The organism is Streptomyces sp. NPDC014727 (assembly GCF_043083485.1).
Taxonomy (GTDB): domain Bacteria; phylum Actinomycetota; class Actinomycetes; order Streptomycetales; family Streptomycetaceae; genus Streptomyces.
The window spans coordinates 75,717-92,025 of the sequence record NZ_JBIBYR010000017.1; the positions used below are offsets into that span (position 1 = coordinate 75,717).

Annotated in this window: 14 protein-coding genes; 7 read left to right on the top strand and 7 right to left on the bottom strand. The window is 69.8% G+C overall.

Annotation, left to right across the window (positions count from 1 at the left end; all coding sequences use genetic code 11):
• Positions 1-16 precede the first annotated feature (16 nt).
• Genes ACF1B9_RS25150 through ACF1B9_RS25160 form a run of 3 tightly spaced genes read left to right on the top strand, consistent with a single transcriptional unit; the run spans position 17 to position 2,599 of the window.
• Entirely contained in the window at positions 17-547 is a 531-nt protein-coding gene (locus ACF1B9_RS25150; protein WP_376561107.1) for a nuclear transport factor 2 family protein, read from the top strand.
• 38 nt (positions 548-585) lie between these two features.
• Positions 586-1,350, top strand: coding sequence for a hypothetical protein (locus ACF1B9_RS25155; protein ID WP_391744178.1), 765 nt, complete (start codon positions 586-588; stop codon positions 1,348-1,350).
• 22 nt (positions 1,351-1,372) lie between these two features.
• Positions 1,373-2,599, top strand: a complete 1,227-nt coding sequence (locus ACF1B9_RS25160) for a lytic murein transglycosylase (RefSeq protein WP_391744176.1) — start codon at positions 1,373-1,375, stop codon at positions 2,597-2,599.
• On the opposite strand, the gene ACF1B9_RS25165 is transcribed toward ACF1B9_RS25160, so the two are convergent.
• Positions 2,582-3,649: an ATP-dependent DNA ligase gene (locus ACF1B9_RS25165; protein ID WP_391744174.1), complete on the bottom strand. Its 1,068-nt coding sequence runs from the start codon at positions 3,647-3,649 to the stop codon at positions 2,582-2,584. The genes ACF1B9_RS25160 and ACF1B9_RS25165 overlap by 18 nt on opposite strands.
• Before the next feature lie 98 nt (positions 3,650-3,747).
• Here ACF1B9_RS25165 and ligD point away from each other — a divergent pair, with 98 nt between their 5' ends.
• A complete protein-coding gene (gene ligD, locus ACF1B9_RS25170) occupies positions 3,748-4,758 on the top strand; it encodes a non-homologous end-joining DNA ligase (RefSeq protein ID WP_391744290.1) in 1,011 nt (336 codons plus the stop codon).
• On the top strand, positions 4,755-5,834 hold the full coding sequence (locus ACF1B9_RS25175; RefSeq protein WP_391744172.1) for an ABC transporter permease: 1,080 nt from the start codon (positions 4,755-4,757) through the stop codon (positions 5,832-5,834). Before ligD ends, ACF1B9_RS25175 begins: the two co-directional genes overlap by 4 nt.
• A 12-nt stretch (positions 5,835-5,846) precedes the next feature.
• On the opposite strand, the gene ACF1B9_RS25180 is transcribed toward ACF1B9_RS25175, so the two are convergent.
• Together ACF1B9_RS25180 and ACF1B9_RS25185 are read right to left on the bottom strand one after the other, a co-directional pair.
• On the bottom strand, positions 5,847-8,078 hold the full coding sequence (locus ACF1B9_RS25180) for an OmpL47-type beta-barrel domain-containing protein (RefSeq protein WP_391744170.1): 2,232 nt from the start codon (positions 8,076-8,078) through the stop codon (positions 5,847-5,849).
• Positions 8,075-10,567, bottom strand: coding sequence for a ThuA domain-containing protein (locus ACF1B9_RS25185; protein ID WP_391744168.1), 2,493 nt, complete (start codon positions 10,565-10,567; stop codon positions 8,075-8,077). The genes ACF1B9_RS25180 and ACF1B9_RS25185 overlap by 4 nt, the downstream gene beginning before the upstream one ends.
• Before the next feature lie 287 nt (positions 10,568-10,854).
• Between ACF1B9_RS25185 and ACF1B9_RS25190 the strand changes: the two genes are divergently transcribed.
• Positions 10,855-11,928 (top strand): multicopper oxidase domain-containing protein, encoded by a 1,074-nt coding sequence (locus ACF1B9_RS25190; RefSeq protein ID WP_391744166.1) that lies wholly within the window; start codon positions 10,855-10,857, stop codon positions 11,926-11,928.
• A gap of 194 nt (positions 11,929-12,122) precedes the next feature.
• On the opposite strand, the gene ACF1B9_RS25195 is transcribed toward ACF1B9_RS25190, so the two are convergent.
• From ACF1B9_RS25195 to ACF1B9_RS25210, 4 genes are all read right to left on the bottom strand, one after another.
• Positions 12,123-12,482, bottom strand: a complete 360-nt coding sequence (locus tag ACF1B9_RS25195; RefSeq protein WP_391744165.1) for a DUF6204 family protein — start codon at positions 12,480-12,482, stop codon at positions 12,123-12,125.
• Between the two features lie 188 nt (positions 12,483-12,670).
• Positions 12,671-12,814 carry a hypothetical protein gene (locus ACF1B9_RS25200; RefSeq protein ID WP_391744163.1) on the bottom strand — a complete coding sequence of 48 codons (144 nt, stop codon included), beginning with the start codon at positions 12,812-12,814 and terminating at the stop codon, positions 12,671-12,673.
• A gap of 35 nt (positions 12,815-12,849) precedes the next feature.
• A complete protein-coding gene (locus tag ACF1B9_RS25205; protein WP_391744162.1) occupies positions 12,850-15,063 on the bottom strand; it encodes a DEAD/DEAH box helicase in 2,214 nt (737 codons plus the stop codon).
• Positions 15,064-15,160: 97 nt separating this feature from the next.
• Positions 15,161-15,943, bottom strand: a complete 783-nt coding sequence (locus tag ACF1B9_RS25210) for an IclR family transcriptional regulator (protein ID WP_391744161.1) — start codon at positions 15,941-15,943, stop codon at positions 15,161-15,163.
• Between the two features lie 198 nt (positions 15,944-16,141).
• Here ACF1B9_RS25210 and ACF1B9_RS25215 point away from each other — a divergent pair, with 198 nt between their 5' ends.
• Entirely contained in the window at positions 16,142-16,252 is a 111-nt protein-coding gene (locus ACF1B9_RS25215; protein ID WP_391744159.1) for a putative leader peptide, read from the top strand.
• Positions 16,253-16,309 lie beyond the last annotated feature (57 nt).

A 16,309-nucleotide genomic window follows, 5' to 3' on the forward strand; every position in this document is an offset into this window, starting at 1 on the left:
TAGGGGAGAGACAGCAATGGCACGGGTACGGATGACGAGCAACCCGCTGGTGGCGGTGGCGATCGTGCTGACCGTCGCGGCGGCCGGCGCGGCCGGCTGGGGCGCAGTGGCCCGGTACGACGCCGCGCACGACGAATCGGCGGCGTACGCGCAGGCCCGCGACGACGCACTGGCCGCGGGCGAGCAGGCCGTGCAGAACATGAACACGCTCGACCACCGGAAGCTGGCGAAGGGCCTCGACAGCTGGGAGGACTCCACCACCGGTGATCTGCACAAGCAACTCGTCGACGGGCGGGACGCGTTCGTGAAGCAGATCGAGCAGGCGAAGACCGTCAGCACGGCCCAGGTCCTGTCCGGGGCGGTGACGGAACTCGACGACCGGGCCGGCAAGGCCGGGGTCATGGTGGCGCTCCGGGTCACCGTGACCGCGCCGAAGGGCAAGCCCGCGGTGAAGGAGAGCCGGATGCTGGGGCAGCTCACTCGTACCTCCGAGGGGTGGAAGCTCAGCGCCCTCGGCCAGGCGCCCGTCGGCAACACGGCCGGCTGAGCCACCGACACCACCCCGCCACCGAGAGGACCCCGGACATGTCGACGACCCGTCACCTCGTCAACCGTCAGCGCCGACTGGCCACCGTCGCCGCGGAACGCGCCACCGCCACCGCCCCACCGCACGAGCCCACGGCACCGGACCCTTCGTCCGAGGCGCCCGGGAAGACCCCGGCCGCGGAGCGGACGCCCACGGACGACGCGGCCACGGACGACACCGGTGCACCGGAGCCGGAGAAGGAGAGGAGGAAGGAGAAGGAGGCGGAACCGCGAGGCAGGCGGACATCCCGCCCGCTTGTCCGGCTGCCCGCCGTCCTCTGCGCACTCACCGTGCTGCTCGGCGCCTTCGCGGCCTGGGCGTTCAGCTCGGCCGCCGGCCTGCGCGACGACCCGGCCCGCCGGAACACAGCCCTCACCGACATCGGTCGCACCAGTGAGGTGAAGGGACAGATCTCCGAGGCCGTCGGTGCGGTGTTCTCGTACAACTACGCCGCACCTGGCAAGTCCGAGCGCGCGGTGCGGAGTTATCTCGTCGGCAAGGCGGTCAGGCAGCACGCGGACATGCTCGCCCAGGTACGGGCCGAGGGGCAGAAGCAGAAGCTCGTGCTGACCACGACCGTCACGGACAGCGGTGTGGAACTCCTCGACGGCGACCGGGCCCGGCTGCTGATCTTCGCCGACCAGAGCAACACCCGTACCGGTAAGTCGGACGAGACGACCTACGCGGCCGCCATGTTCGCCGTGGACGCCGTTCGCCGCAGTGACACCTGGCGGATCTCCGCCATCGACACGTTCACCCACTGACCCGGGCGAGAGGGGAGCACGCATGAGGTTCATCGGCACCATGCGCCGCGGACTCGGCGGCACGGCGGCCGCGGTCGCCGCGATGGCCGCGCTCACCGCGTCCCAGGCGCCCGGACACGTCCGCCACGAACAGACCGCGAAGGAACGACAGGAGGCCGACGAGGTCATCTGGACGCACGTGCCCAACGACGACTCGTACCACACCGAACTGCCACCGCTGGTCTCGCCCGAACCGCCGCAGCGCGGTGTGAAACAGAGTCCGGCCGCCGCCCGCTCGTGGGCCGAGGCGGGCATCCCCGCCACGGTGCTCGCCGCCTACCGCAGGGCGGAGGGCGTCCTGGGGCGCACCGACCCCGGATGCCACCTGCCGTGGCAGTTGCTCGCCGCGATCGGTAAGGTCGAGTCCGGCCAGGCCGGCGGGGGACGGGTCGACGCCCACGGCACGACGCTCAGCCCGATCCTCGGACCGGTGCTCGACGGCGCGGGCTTCGCCAACATCCCGGACACCGACAACGGCGTGTACGACGGTGACACCACCTACGACCGGGCGGTCGGCCCGATGCAGTTCATCCCGTCCACCTGGGCGCATTGGGGCAGGGACGGGAACGGCGACGGCCGCCGCGATCCGAACAACGTCTACGACGCGGCCCTGGCCGCCGGGTACTACCTCTGTGCCGGTGCGCGCGATCTGTCCGTGAAGGGCGATCTGGACCGGGCGATTCTCAGCTACAACCACTCCGACACCTATCTGCGCACCGTGCTGTCCTGGCTGGAGTTCTACCGCAAGGGCATCCACCCGGTGGCCGACGGCAAGGGCATCGTGCCGAAGAGCCCCGGCGCGGGCGGACCGAACAGGCCGACGCATCCGGTGGGCGGTCCCGGCGCCCCGGGCGGCGGTATCGTCATCGGTCCGCAGCCCGGCGGTTCGCCCGGCCCCTCGCCGTCGACGTCGCCGAAGCCCTCCGGCTCACCGACCGGTTCGCCGCTTCCGAGCAGCTCCCCGCACCCCACCGATCCGGGCAGCGGTTCCCCGGATCCGACCGACAACGGGTCGGCCACCCCGGGCCCCGGGACGAGTCCCGACCCCAGCACCTCGGCCCCCGAACCCGGCACGAGCCCCGGTTGTCCGACGGACTCCGCGTCACCGGACCCGAGCGGCTCGACCGCAGCCACCGAGTCCCCGTCGCCCGACCCGAGTGCGAGCGAGGACCCGTGTACCACGCCGTCGGGTTCAGCCTCCGCCGGCTGACAGCACCTCGGCCAGGTCGTACCGCACCACCTCCTCCAGCTGCGCGTAGGTGCAGCTGTCAGCGGTGCGGTCCGGCCGCCACCGGCGGAACCGGGTGGTGTGCCGGAAACGGTCGCCCTCCATGTGGTCGTACGCCACCTCGCAGACCCGCTCCGGGCGCAGTGCCACCCAGGACAGGTCCTTCCTGCCCGACCAGCGGCTCGGTGCCCCGGGGAGTCGTGACCCCTCGTGCGCCGCCGCGTCCGTCCAGGCCGCCCACGGGTGGTCGGCCGGCTCGATGCGTAGTGGTTCCAGCTCCTCCAGGAGCTCGGCACGCCGTTTCATCGAGAAGGCCGCACAGACCCCGACGTGCTGCAGGACGCCCTCGGCGTCGTACAGGCCGAGCAGCAGCGAGCCCACGACCGGACCGCTCTTGTGGAAGCGGTAGCCCGCCACCACGCAGTCCGCGGTCCGCTCGTGCTTGATCTTGTACATCGCCCTGGTGTCGGGGCGGTACGGCAGGTCGAGCGGTTTGGCGACCACACCGTCGAGCCCCGCACCCTCGTACCGGTCGAACCACTCCCGGGCGACCGCCGGGTCCGTGGTCGCAGGTGCGAGATGCACCGGGGCCGACGCGCCGGACAGGGCCGCCTCCAGCACGGCACGGCGGTCGGACTGCCGGGTGGAGAGCAGTGAATCGTCGCCCATCGCCAGGATGTCGAAGGCGACCAGACTGGCCGGGGTCCGTTCGGCGAGCAGCCGGACCCGGGATTCGGCGGGGTGGATGCGCTCGCTGAGCCGGTCGAAGTCGAGCCGGCCCTCGTACGCGATCACGATCTCGCCGTCGATCACACAGCGCGGCGGCAGATTCTCCCGGACGGCGGTGACCAGCTCGGGGAAGTAGCGGGTGAGCGGCTTTCCGGTGCGACTGCCGATCACCACCTCCTCGCCGTCCCGGTGCACGATCGCACGGAAGCCGTCCCACTTGGCCTCGTACTGCATACCGGGCGGGATCTTCGAGACGGACTTGGCGAGCATCGGCTTCACAGGCGGCATCACCGGCAGATCCATGGCTCCGATTCTTGTCCATGGGTGCCCGTAAGTCTCCCGATATGCGGCATATGTGAGCCCGGCCTACCGTGACCTCCATGGGCGCAGCGGGAAAAGCGGTGGAGCTGGAAGCGGACGGACGGGCCGTACGGCTGTCCAGTCCGGACAAGGTCTACTTCCCGGCGAAGGGCTATACGAAGAGGGACGTGGCCGAGTACTTCCTGGCCGTGGGCCCCGGCATCACACGCGCCCTGCGCGAACGGCCGACCACGCTCCAGCGCTTCGTCGAAGGTGTCGAGGGCGAGTTCTTCTACCAGAAACGGGCCCCGAAGAACCTCCCCGACTGGATCCCCACCGCCAGGATCGACTTCCCCAGCGGCCGTTCCGCCGACGAGATCTGCCCCACGGAACTCGCCGCCGTCATCTGGGCGGCCAACCTCGGCACGCTCACCTTCCACCCCTGGCCCGTCCGCAGGGCCGACACCGACCACCCGGACGAACTGCGCATCGACCTCGACCCACAGCCCGGAACGGACTACGCGGACGCGGTGAGGGCCGCCCACGAGCTGCGGTCCGTCCTTGACGAGCACGGTCTGCGCGGCTGGCCCAAGACCTCCGGCGGTCGGGGCATCCATGTCTTCGTCCCCATCGAGCCGAAGTGGACCTTCACCGCGGTCCGGCGCGCCGCCATCGCCACCGGGCGGGAACTGGAACGCCGGATGCCGGACCGGGTGACCACCGCCTGGTGGAAGGAGGAACGCGGCGAGCGGATCTTCGTCGACTACAACCAGACCGCCCGCGACCGCACGATCGCCTCCGCCTATTCCGTACGCCCCTTCCCGCACGCCCCGGTCTCCGCCCCGCTGCGCTGGGAGGAGATCGACGACGCCGAACCCCGCGACTTCGACATCCGGACCATGCCCGGACGCTACGCCGAGGCGGGTGACGTGCACGCGGACATGGACGAGCACGAGTTCCGGCTCGACGGGCTGCTGGAGCTGGCCGACCGGGACGAGCGGGAGCACGGGCTCGGCGAACTGCCGTACCCGCCGGAGTACCCGAAGATGCCCGGCGAGCCGAAACGGGTCCAGCCGAGCCGGGCCCGGCGCGACGAGGACGGCGATGAATGAGCGCACCCGACCTGGAGCCCTCCGCCCCGCACGGAGCACACGGCCGCCCGCCGGGCCGCGGTGACCGGTGGGCGGCGTTCAAGGCGTCCCCGTATCTGCCCGCCGTCGTGCTTCTGTTCATCATCGCGGCCTCGGCCGGTCTCTTCGCGGGCTCCTACACGTATGCGATGGCCAATCCGACCCCGCGCAACATCCCGGTCGCCGTGGTCGGCCGGCTCGACACACCGCGTGACGCGGTCTTCCTCGACCGGCTGGAGGGCGCGCTCAACACCTCGCTGGTGCTGTACGAGTACGCGAACGGTGCCGGGGCCCGCACCGCGCTGGAGGAACAGAAGGTCTTCGCCGTCCTGCGGTCGAAGGACGACGGGGTCGGCCTGGACGTCGCGAGCGCGTCCGGGGCCTCGGTCGCCCAGTTGCTCACCGAGTCCACGCTGAAGGTGGGGCAAGCGACCCATGTGCCGGTGAAGGTCATGGACGTGAAGCCCCTGCAGCGGGGCGACCCGCGCGGCCTCGCGCTCTTCTACATCTCGCTCGCGGCGGTGATCGTCGGCTTCGTCGGAGCGATCCAGCTGAGCGTGCACGCCAAGGCGCTGCGGCCTCTGGAGCGGATCGGGTTCACCATCGCCTACTCCCTGCTCGGCGGGTTCGCCATCGCCGCCGTGGTCGACTGGCTGCTCGGCTCCGTCGACCTGCCGTTCGTCCAGTCGTGGTTGATCCTCGCCTTCACCATGTTCACCACGGGCATGGTCTTCACCATGTTCAACACCCTGATCGGGCGCTGGGCGATGCTCCCCACCTGGGGACTCATGGTGATGCTCGGCAACCCGTCGTCCGGCGGCGCGGTGTCCTGGCCGCTGCTGCCGTCGGTGCTCGGCTTCATCGGCCGCTGGCTCCCCCCGGGTGCCTCGGTCAACGCCCAGCACGCCGCCGTCTACTACCAGGGCCATCAGCGGGTCTTCCCGTACCTGGTGCTCGCCGGGTGGCTGCTGGTCTCCTGCACGGTGTTCTGGGTGTGGCGCCACCGGCACCCGGGAGGCCGTGACCACATGCCCCAGCACGCGGTCACGGCCACTTGACACCCGTTCGGGCTACAGCTCCTTGATCCGGATGTCGCGGTACGAGACCACGTCCGTGGTGCTGTGGACCTGGAGTCCGATGTAGCCGGAGGCGTACCGCCGGCCGTCGGTTCCCGGGTCGTCACCCCGCGGCGGCTCGAAGACCTGACCGCCGTTGTTGTCGAACTCGTTCAGCAGGACGCCGTTGCGGTAGACCGAGTAGTGCTGGTCGACCACCCGGATCTCGTAATCGTTCCAGGTGCCCTTGGGGGTGACCCCGGCGCCGGCCAGACCGATCCGGTCGAAGCCGTAGATCGAGCCGGTCTTGTACATGTCGCCGTCCGGACGGTCGAGGATCTGCACCTCGTGGCCGTACTTGATGGCGACCCACTCCGGGCGCGACTCCTCCGGGTTGTCATGGACGTTCGGGAAGCGGACGAACACACCGCTGTTGGCGTTGCCGGTGCCGGGGGCGTCGTCCCGCCACTGGAGCTTGAGCGAGAAGTCGCCGTACTGCCGGCCCGGGAACCAGAGCATGCCCATGCCGTCCACCGACGTGGAGCTGGTGATCGTGCCGTCGGCGTTGAGCCCGAACCTGCCGCCACCGACCTGCTGCCACTTGGCGAAGGACGCCGCCGTGCCGTCGAAGAGCTTCTTGTAGCCCTCGTCCTGGCCCGGCTTGCCGATCCCGGACTGCTCGGCCGCCCGGTAGATCTTCTTGTGCTCGCGGGCGTCGATCACACCGGCCGTGAGCAGCTTGTCCAGGACGGTGTCGACGTGCTTGAGGAACAGCGCGTGCGACGACCAGTCCTTCTCGTCCTCGATCAGTTCGTTGATCGTGCAGCGATTGCCGGTGATCCGGTTGGGAACCCCGGTGTCCACCGTGCCGACGATGACGGTGAGCCGCTCGTCGAACTCCGGGCAGTTCGGTGCCGGTACGCCCCCGCTCTCCGCGACGGTGAACGACACCTGCTTCGCCGGGGAGGTGTTGCCGGCCTTGTCCGTCGCGCGGTGGGCGACGGTGTGATAGCCGACGCGGTCGACGATGACGGTGCCGGTGTAGGCGAGGTACGGACCGCCGTCGAGCGAGTACTCGATCCTGTCCACGCCCGATTCGGTGTCGGTCGCGGTGATGGTCACCTTGGCGCTGGTGATGTAGGCGTTGTCCGAGTTCTTGTCGCCCTCCACCTTGGCCGAGGTCTCCGGCGGCGTCTTGTCCTGCGTCGGCGGCGCCACAATGGTGAAGTCGACCGACTTCTCGGCGGCCGTGTTGCCCGCCCGGTCGGTGGCCCGGTAGCGGACCTGGTGAGTCCCGGTCTCATGCACCATCACCGGTGCGGTGTACGGCTTCCAGGCACCGTCCGCCCCGATCGCGTACTCGATGGTGTTGACGCCGGACCCGGTGTCGGAGGCGGTCACGGTGACCGTCGCCATCCCGAGGTAACGCCCCTGGTCGTCCTGCTCCCCGGAGACGGTCGCCGAGGTCTCCGGCGGCGTCCTGTCGTCCGTCGGCGGTGCGGCGACCGCGAAGTCGACGGACTTCTCGGCGGCCGTGTTGCCCGCCTTGTCGGTGGCGCGGTACCGGATGGTGTGCGTTCCGACCTCGCTCACCACGATCGGTGTGGTGTACGGCTGCCAGGCGCCGTCCGCCCCGACCGCGTACTCGACGGTGTCCACACCCGAACCGTCGTCGGTCGCCGAGACGGTGACCGTCGCCTGACCGACGTAGGCGCCGTCGGCGTTCTTGTCGCCGTCGACCTTCGCCGAGGTCTCGGGCGCGGTGGTGTCCGCACCGCCGCCGTCCGTCACGACGAGGATGCCCTGCATCGCCTCGTGCCCCGGCATGGTGCAGTGGTAGAAGTACCGGCCGGGGGAGAGCGTGACCTCGGCGGTGTGCTTGCCGCCCTGGTCGTCGGCGGGGTTGGCGAGGATGTTCAGCGAGACGTCGTTGTTGAACTCCGGGTCCGAGACGCTGAAGGTGAGGGTGTGAGGCATCCCCGTGGTGTTCCCGGTCGCCGCGCTGTTCTCGAAGACGATGGTCGCCTTGCCGGCCACCGCGGTCTTCGGAGCGGACAGATAGTGGTCGATGGGGTCGCCCGCCGTCCAGGTGAGGACCTGGTCGGCCGCAGCGGTGTCGGGAGCCGCGGTGCGGCCGTACGCCGCCGTCGAGGTCAGCCCCAGGACCATCAGGAGCGAACCGAGCAGGGCGAGCCACAACCGGACGGGCCGGTGGCGCCGTCGCGAGAAGACCGAACGGTGTCTCATCCCACTGCCGCCTTCCTGGCCAGGTCCGCGGCGGCCGGGGTCGGACCGCCGCCCTTGTACGTCACGCGCCACAGCGCGGACTTGGAGTCGGAGGTGAAGAAGCCTCGCCCGTAGTCCAGGACGTACAGGGAACCGTCCGGGGCGAACTTCCAGTCCATCAGGTTGCGGATGCCGTCGGCCCCGACCGGGATGATCTTCTTCAGGGATTCTGCGTGCGTGGGCAGACCGCCCTTGCCGGCCGTCTTCGGGTCGGTGAGAACGGCGTGCCGCGGCTGGGTGTCGTCGTAGAAATCTCCGACGAACCACTTGCCGTCCCAGTAGGAGGGCCACTTGTCGGCGCTGGTGCTCGCCGCGTCGTACCGGTAGACCGGACCGTTCATCGTGGCCTGACCGCCGCCCTTGAGCCACGGCAGCAACTGCTTCTGCTCCTCCGCCTTGTAGCTCGGGACGCCGTTCGCGTCGCGCGGGTAGTCCACGCCACCGCCCTGCGGCGAGTACCAGATGGTGTTGGAGGTGATCGGCGGCAGATTCACCAGGCCGTCGTTGTTCGGGGACTCGTTCTTGGGGTGGTCGCAGTCGTACCAGTTGAGCGGCTTGCTCGGGTCGGGCAGATTGCGGTCCCGGTAGGGCTGCTTGTTGCCCATGCAGTACGGCCAGCCGTGATTCCCCGCCTTGGTGATCGCGGCGAACGTGTCGTACTTGGCCGGACCCCAGGTGGTGGACGGCGAGCCCGCGTCGGGGCCGACCCAGCCCGCGTACAGCGTGTCGGTCGCCTTGTCGACGGAGATGCGGGCCGGGTTGCGGACCCCCATCACATAGATCTCGCCGCGGGTCTTGCCGCCGCCCTCGTCCGGCTCCTTGCCGGTGAACAGATTGCCCTCGGGCAGCGTGTACGTACCGTCGTCCTCGGGGTGGATCCGCAGGATCTTGCCGTTGAGGTTGTTGGTGTTGCCCGCGGTGCGTCGGGCATCGGCGAACGAGACGCCCTTGTAGCTGGGTGCCGGGTTGTTGCCGGAGTAACCGTCGCTGAAGCCCGAGGAGTTGTTGTCACCGGTGGCGATGTACAGGTTGCCCTTGGAGTCCCAGGCCATCCCGCCGCCGGCGTGGCAGCAGCTGTGGATCTGGACCGGCCAGTGCAACAGCACCTTCTCGGAGGACAGATCGAGCTTGTTGGTGGCCAGGTCCAGGGTGAAGCGGGAGACCTGACGCACCGCCATCTGCTTGTCGCGGTCGATCTTCGAATGGGGTGTGTAATGCAGATACACCCAGCCGTTCTTCTCGAAGTCCGGGTCCAGCTCGATCCCGAGCAAGCCCTCCTCGACCTTGATCAGCTCGTCGCCGCCGCCCTTGTTGCCGAAGATCGTCAGCGCGCCGGCGAGGGTGACCTTCCCGCTCTTCGGGTCGTAGACATGGATCTCTCCGAGACCCTTGCCGATGTCGGGGTTGTTCCAGTCGGTGACGACCGGCTTGCTGCTGTCGGCGCCGCCGCGACCGATGTACAGCACCCGCCCGTCAGGGGCGACGACCAGGCCGTGCGGTTCACCGATCTGGTCGTTCTGGCCCGGCTGATTGGGCTGGGTGACGCGCTCCGCCTTGTAGTTGGAGGTGATCGTCGCCCTGCAGTCGGCCTGCGAGATCCGCGTCGTCCAGTTCAGCGCGCCGCGCAGATGGTCGCGGAAATCGGTCTCCGCGAAGCTGTCGACCGTACCGCCCATCGCCGTGTAGAAGGACCTGCCGCCGTCGTAGTCCCGGCACCAGGAGACCGGATGGTCCCAGCCGTTGGCGCTCGCGCCGGGCTTGTACGTGATCTCCCGGACGCGGGCCACGGTGTGCACATCGCCGGACGGGTTCTTCGTCCAGTTCAGCCACTTGTCCGGGCGCTTCCATTCCAGCGGCAGGTTCTTGGTCGCCGGATGCTGCCGGTCTCCGATCTCAACCGTCGCACGCTGTACGCCGGTTGGGCTGCCGGCGGCCGGCCGGGCTCCGATCAGACCGGTGAACCAGTCCGAGTACGGCTCGGTGCGTGCCGCGTCATGGATGCCGAGGAAGCCGCCGCCGGCCTCCATGTACGCCTCCAGACCGGCCTCCTGCTCCGGGTCGAGCACATCGCCGCCACCCGTGAGGAAGACGACGGCGTTGTACTTGCCGAGCTGCTTGCCGTTGGTGAAGACGGCCGGGTCGTCGGTGGCGACGGTGCGGAACCGGCCCGCCTCGGGCCCGGTGAGCCCGATCTTCTCGATCGCCGCGATTCCGGCGTCGACGGTCGGGGACTCCTCGGTGGCGGAGGCGTGGAACACCAGCACCTTGACGTTGGCGCCGCCCGGCGGCGACGGGAGGGACAACGTTGTCGCCATATTTCGCGGCGGCTCCGGATAGGGCCTGGCGGCGGCGGTGTTGGCGCCGAGCAAGGAGGCGGTCAGTGCGCCGGCCGCCAGGGCCGCCGCAAGTCCGCGTCGCGATCTGGACCTGTGATGTGGTGTGCGCTGCATGTGGTCACCCACCCCTCTTTGGTCACTGCAACAGCGGATGAAGCTAGACCTCTTTTCGCGACTCGCCAATAGCTATGGCAGTAATGGCACGAACTTTGTCCTGGGTGTGGATAAACGAAGATCCCCCGGCTACGGTGTGGGCCGTCCGGGGGGCGCCCGCGCCCCGCCCACCCCGGCGCCCGCTGAAGCCGCCGCGATCCCCGTAACCTCCGTATCTCCGCAGTCCCCGAGAGCCGGGCGCGTTCGCAAAGACTCCGTAAATTCCTTAGTGCAGTGGGGAGTTCGACATGGACAGAAGGAGCTTCAATCGGCGATTGCTGGTAGGCGGTGGGGTGGCGGCCGCGACCGGCTTGACATCGTTGTCGCTCGGTGCGATCGAGGCCAGTTCGGCAGAGCCTCCACCGAAGACCGCCCCGGCGGGCGGCGTCGTCCGCCATCTCAAGCTGTACGCGGAGAAGCTGGCGGACGGCCGGATGGGGTACGGCCTGGAGAAGGGCAAGGCGTCGGTGCCCGGACCCCTCATCGAGATCAACGAGGGCGACACCCTGCACATCGAGTTCGAGAACGCGATGGACGTGCCGGCCAGTCTTCACGCGCACGGCGTCGACTACGACATCGCGAGCGACGGCACCCGGATGAACAAGAGCATCGTCGAGCCGGGCGACACCCGCACCTACACCTGGCGCACCCATGCGCCGGGCCGGCGCAAGGACGGCACCTGGCAGCCGGGCAGTGCAGGCTACTGGCACTACCACGACCATGTCGTCGGCACGGACCACGGCACCGGCGGCATCCGGAAGGGCCTGTACGGTCCGGTGATCGTCCGGCGCAAGGGAGACATCCTGCCGGACAAGACGATCACGATCGTCTTCAACGACATGACGATCAACAACAAGGCGGCCCATGAGAGCCCCAACTTCGAGGCCACGGTGGGGGACCGGCTCGAAGTGGTCATGATCACACACGGCGAGTACTACCACACGTTCCACATCCACGGCCATCGCTGGGCGGACAACCGGACCGGACTGCTCACCGGCCCCGACGATCCGAGCCGGGTCATCGACACGAAGATCGTGGGCCCGGCGGACTCCTTCGGTTTCCAGGTCATCGCGGGCGAACACGTGGGCGCCGGTGCCTGGATGTATCACTGCCATGTGCAGAGCCACTCCGACATGGGCATGGCCGGACTGCTGCTGGTCGCCAAGCCGGACGGCACCGTGCCGGGGTACGACCCGCACGACATGACGACCCACACGGCCGCTCCGGACAAGGCCGCTCCGGACAAGACCGGCAAGGAAACGACCGGTAAGGGCATGGCCGGTATGGGCGAGACCGGTACGGACAAGGCCGCTTCGGGGTGAGGCGATCGGGTCGGCCGGTGGGTAGCGGCTGAGCGGTGCCGGACTGTCGGCGAATCCACTCGGCCGCCCCGTCACACGACCGGGACGGCCAAGAGGGACGAGACCAGGCCGAAGATCGCCGATGAGGTGATTTCCGGGACGGATCGCGCGGAGAGGAATCCCCGGCGGACGGGTGGAGGGGTGTCGCTGCGGGGTCAGCCGTTCTGCTGGGCTGCGGCGCGGCGCTGTCGTTTGCCCAGTGGTGCCTGGGAGAGGTCCTCGGCGTTGCTCCTGAGGTTCTTGTAGCCGTAGCCGCGTTCGGCCAGCCACGCTTTCGCCGCGTCCTCAGCGCGTTCGGTCGCTTCCAGGATGTCCTCTTCCTCTTCCCCCGAGTCCAGGAAGCGGAAGGTGAAGGCGGAGCGCGCGGCCAGGTCGTAGCTGAGGTGCCCCTCAGGGGTGAAGGCCGCGCGCAGGATGTCATGCTCCGCGGCGCGGGCCAGGAGTTCGGCGCGCTGATCGGTGCCGAGTCCGTCGAAGACGCCGCGGACGGTGATACGGAAGGTATGAGTACGCATCCCACGACCCTAACCAGCATGATCGGCTCGGCTCCACCGCGATTCCCGCGGCGCACGGTGGGGGCGGACCCGGTTCATCCGGGAGAACCGGGCCGGCCGGAGTGATGGGAGACGGTTCCGGACGCCCGCCGGGGGAGCGCGAGTGGTGGGCGGCGCGCCAACCTCTCGCGCGGCCCATATTTCCTTCATCAGGGCCGGTAGATGCACTCCGCCAGGGTCGAGTGCTTCTTCCAGCCCAGCGCCTCGTACCGTGCGCGCCCGGCGTCCGTCGCGCCGAGAACGCCCACGGCCGCACCCTGCTCCACAGCCCGGTCGGCGAGCGTCCGCTTCACGAAGCCGCCGTCACGTGGCGCCGGCTCCTGACCGGTCAGTTGTCCGGTGCCGCCGCGACCGTTCCCTCCGCTCCGGTGGCCAGGCGCAGCTGTTCCTCCTCGACGATGCGTCGGGCGAGAGCCCCGTCCGACACGTCCACGGCGTCCGGCGTCGTCTCGGCGACGGCGCTGCGCCGTGCGTACAGGTCGAACAGCCGCTCCTTGCGGGCCAGGATGTTGAGCATCCGCTCGTCGACGCTGTCGGCGGCGAGGAGCCGGTGCACCCGGACGGTCCGTATCTGCCCCATCCGATGGGCGCGGGCGACCGCCTGGTGCTCCATCGTCGGCTTGATCTGCGGTTCGCAGATGATGACGACCGAGGCGGCCTGCATGTTCAGCCCGACACCGCCGGCCTGGATCTGACTCAGCAGGACGGCATGGCCCTCCACGGCGGCGAAGTCGTCGATGATCTCCTGGCGCCGCGCCGCCGGGAGACCCCCCGCCAGAGGCCCGAACGCACTTTTTCCCAGGGCCTGTTCGACAGTGAGGAGCACCTCCCGGAAGTACGAGAACACGACGACCTTGAGGCCGTTGTCCGCGGCCTCCGCGACGAGTTCGCGCAGCCGGTGCAGCTTGGCGGACGTGGCGGGCCGGGCGTACGCGGCCCGACGCATCCGCATGAAGTGCCCGGCGCCCACCGCCTCGCGGTAGGCGTCGAGATCGCCCTCGCTGAACTCCACCGACTCGTCCACCTGCACCAGCGCCGGGAGTTCCGTCAGGACGTCCTGCTGATTGCGCCGCAGATAGGCCGGGGCGACGGCCTTGCGGAAGGCGTGCGAACCCGCGGCTCCATGGGTGGTGTGGATCGAGGGCGCCAGTTCGGGCTGGAGGTGGCGGACGAGGCTGCGGAACTCCTCGACACGGTTCTCCATCGGCGTGCCCGTCAGGAACAGCACGCGTTCGGTGCGTTGCGTCCAGCCGGACACCGCCCGGGATCGGCGGGTGGCGGGGTTCTTCACATAGTGGGCCTCGTCGACCACGAGCATGCCGGGTGATATTCCGCAGTCCCGGGCGGCCGGAAGGGTGTGCAGCGCGTCGAACGTGGTGACGGCGACCCCGCCGGACTCCCGCCACTCGGTGAACGCGCCCTGCCGCTCGGGGCCGTGCACCGGCAGCGCGCGCAGGGTGGACCGGGCGCGGACCTCGCGCGCCCAGTTGATCAGTACGCTCGCCGGGCAGACCACAAGGAAGTGGGTCTCGCCCCGTGCGGAGAGATGCGCGAGCGCGGCAATGGCCTGGACGGTCTTGCCGAGCCCCATCTCGTCGCCGAGGATCACCCGCTTCTGCGCGAGCGCGAACCGTGCGCCGAACGACTGGTAGCCACGCAGGGAGACACGCAGATGGGCATCGTCGAGCCGCAGGCCGCGCACTCGGTCCGCGATCCCGGTCGGGAGGAACCCCTCGGCCGCGGCCCGGTCGGGGCCGGTGCCCGACAGCTCGGCGAGCAGGCTGTAGTACTCGGCGGACCGCAGTTCGAAGTCGACCCATGCCGTGACGTCCGACTCCGCCTCCCGCAGCAGATCGACGGACACCTGCCCGAACAGCAGGAGAAGCTCGCGCGCGACAGCTTCGGCGACGACGGTCCGTACCGAGGCGATGGCCGCCAGTGCCTCGGCGCGGGCCGGACGCCGGGCGAACAGCATGCGCAGCCGTCCCCGAGCCGGTCCCGCCGCGGTCAGCAGCGGCTCAAGAGTCCCGATGAGCCGGACCGCCGCGTCCACCGCCCGGCGGACGTCGGGGCCGGCCTCGACCAGCCGGTGCAACGCGGTGACCAGTGCGGTCGTGGAGTCGTCCGGGGTTTCCACGTCTATCCGGAGCGCGACCGTGTCCCGTACCGCGTGGGCGATCTGCCCGGCCGCTGCCAGTGCCTGGTCGGCGGTCTGCGCGCCGACTCCCGGGATCTGGCGGAGTTCGTAGCGATTGGCCTCGTGGACCTGGCCGACGTTCGTGAAGCCGGCCTGCTCGACCGCGCCGAGGCGCAGTCGGCCCTCGGTGACGTCCTTGAGCCGGGAGACGGGGATCGCCGACAGTTCGCGACGGATGAGGGAGTCGAGCAGCGGAGCCAGCGCCGTGTGCACGGCTTCGACGGCGCGGGCGTGATCGGCCCGAACCGTGCGCGCCGTGTCCAGCAGACGCTCGGCCTGCGCCAGCAGCTCCCGGGCCGCCTTTCCCGTGGGTGCCCCGGCCTCCGTCGGTCCGGCCTCTGTCATGTACGTTCCTCTGTCCGCGCAGCCCGGCTGCCGTCCCGCCCGGCACCTGCCCCGGGCGATTCATATCGTGCCACGCGGTACCGACAGCGCCTTCGGGTCAGGGCGCCGGAGGACGGCGTTCCGCCGGGGACAGCAGCAGGATCTCCAGGGCTCGCGCACAGGAGCGGGCCTGCGACAGGAACCACTCGGTGCGCGCGTCCGTGATCACGGACGGCGTGGCCCGGACCGCGAGGGCGAAGCGCGCGTACCCGGACCCGTCCAGCACCGGGACCGCCAGGGTCCGCACCCCGTACGCCGACTCGCCGTCGTTGAGTGCGTAGCAGTCGGACCTGACCTTCGCCAATTCGTCCTCCAGCGCGGCAGGTTCGACGATCGTGCGGTCGGTGAACGCGGGCAGCGGGGGAAGGGAGGAGGGCCCGCCCTCGCCCGGCCGGGCCCAGGCCAGCAGTACCTTGCCGAGAGCCGTGGAGTGCAGCGGCCTGCGCAGCCCGGTCCTCGGGGTGACCGAACCACCGGCGACGATCACCGCATGGGGCCCGCTGCGCAGCGCCAGGTCCGCGGTGGCCCCCGTGCGTTCGGCGAGATCCGCCAGCTCCGGGGCGGCCAGATGCAGACCGCGCTGGTGGTACGAGAGCCGGCCCAGCTCGGTCACGGCGGGGCCGAGCCGGTAGCGGGACGTGCGGGCGTCCTGTTCCAGGAAGCCGGCGCCGACCAGTGTCCGGGCCAGCCGGTGCGCCGTGGAGACCGAGAGTTCGAGGCGGCGGGCGAGGTCGGACGCGCTGAGGTCGGGGCCGTTGTCGTGGAAACAGTGCAGTACGTCCAGAGCACGCCGAACCGCCTGCGCTCCGCCGGGAGCACGCGCCGTCGCGGCCTCGGTCATATCGGGTCACTCTCCGCTCGTGAGGAGGATGGTGGGACATATGGTTGCCACATTACGGGAGTTGAGAGCCCGAACAACGCTGCCATGAAACACTCCGTTCATACTCAATCCCACATCATGGGAAGCATGTTGTAGGCCGACGCGCGTCCGTGGCAGGCTGCTGCCCGTCACCACCGACGAGCAGAAGGGAGCAGTGCCATGACCGGCCGCCGAACCGCGACCTCCGCGCCCGCCGCTCTGGTCCTGCTCGCCCTCACGCTGCGCCGTCACATCGACCTGGCGCGGGTCTCCAGCGCCGTCTGTCGCTGACCCTCCTCCCTTCCCCGCGCTTCTTCTCCCATGCCCCGCCGCGTCCTCGACGCGGCC

Coding starts and splice junctions, on each gene's coding strand:
- ACF1B9_RS25205 (WP_391744162.1), bottom strand. CDS start 15,063: ATGACAGAGGCCGGACCGACGGAGGCCGGGGCACCCACGGGAAAGGCG.
- ACF1B9_RS25150 (WP_376561107.1), top strand. CDS start 17: ATGGCACGGGTACGGATGACGAGCAACCCGCTGGTGGCGGTGGCGATC.
- ACF1B9_RS25180 (WP_391744170.1), bottom strand. CDS start 8,078: ATGAGACACCGTTCGGTCTTCTCGCGACGGCGCCACCGGCCCGTCCGG.
- ACF1B9_RS25195 (WP_391744165.1), bottom strand. CDS start 12,482: ATGCGTACTCATACCTTCCGTATCACCGTCCGCGGCGTCTTCGACGGA.
- ACF1B9_RS25215 (WP_391744159.1), top strand. CDS start 16,142: ATGACCGGCCGCCGAACCGCGACCTCCGCGCCCGCCGCTCTGGTCCTG.
- ACF1B9_RS25165 (WP_391744174.1), bottom strand. CDS start 3,649: ATGGATCTGCCGGTGATGCCGCCTGTGAAGCCGATGCTCGCCAAGTCC.
- ACF1B9_RS25185 (WP_391744168.1), bottom strand. CDS start 10,567: ATGCAGCGCACACCACATCACAGGTCCAGATCGCGACGCGGACTTGCG.
- ACF1B9_RS25175 (WP_391744172.1), top strand. CDS start 4,755: ATGAGCGCACCCGACCTGGAGCCCTCCGCCCCGCACGGAGCACACGGC.
- ACF1B9_RS25190 (WP_391744166.1), top strand. CDS start 10,855: ATGGACAGAAGGAGCTTCAATCGGCGATTGCTGGTAGGCGGTGGGGTG.
- ACF1B9_RS25210 (WP_391744161.1), bottom strand. CDS start 15,943: ATGACCGAGGCCGCGACGGCGCGTGCTCCCGGCGGAGCGCAGGCGGTT.
- ACF1B9_RS25160 (WP_391744176.1), top strand. CDS start 1,373: ATGAGGTTCATCGGCACCATGCGCCGCGGACTCGGCGGCACGGCGGCC.
- ACF1B9_RS25155 (WP_391744178.1), top strand. CDS start 586: ATGTCGACGACCCGTCACCTCGTCAACCGTCAGCGCCGACTGGCCACC.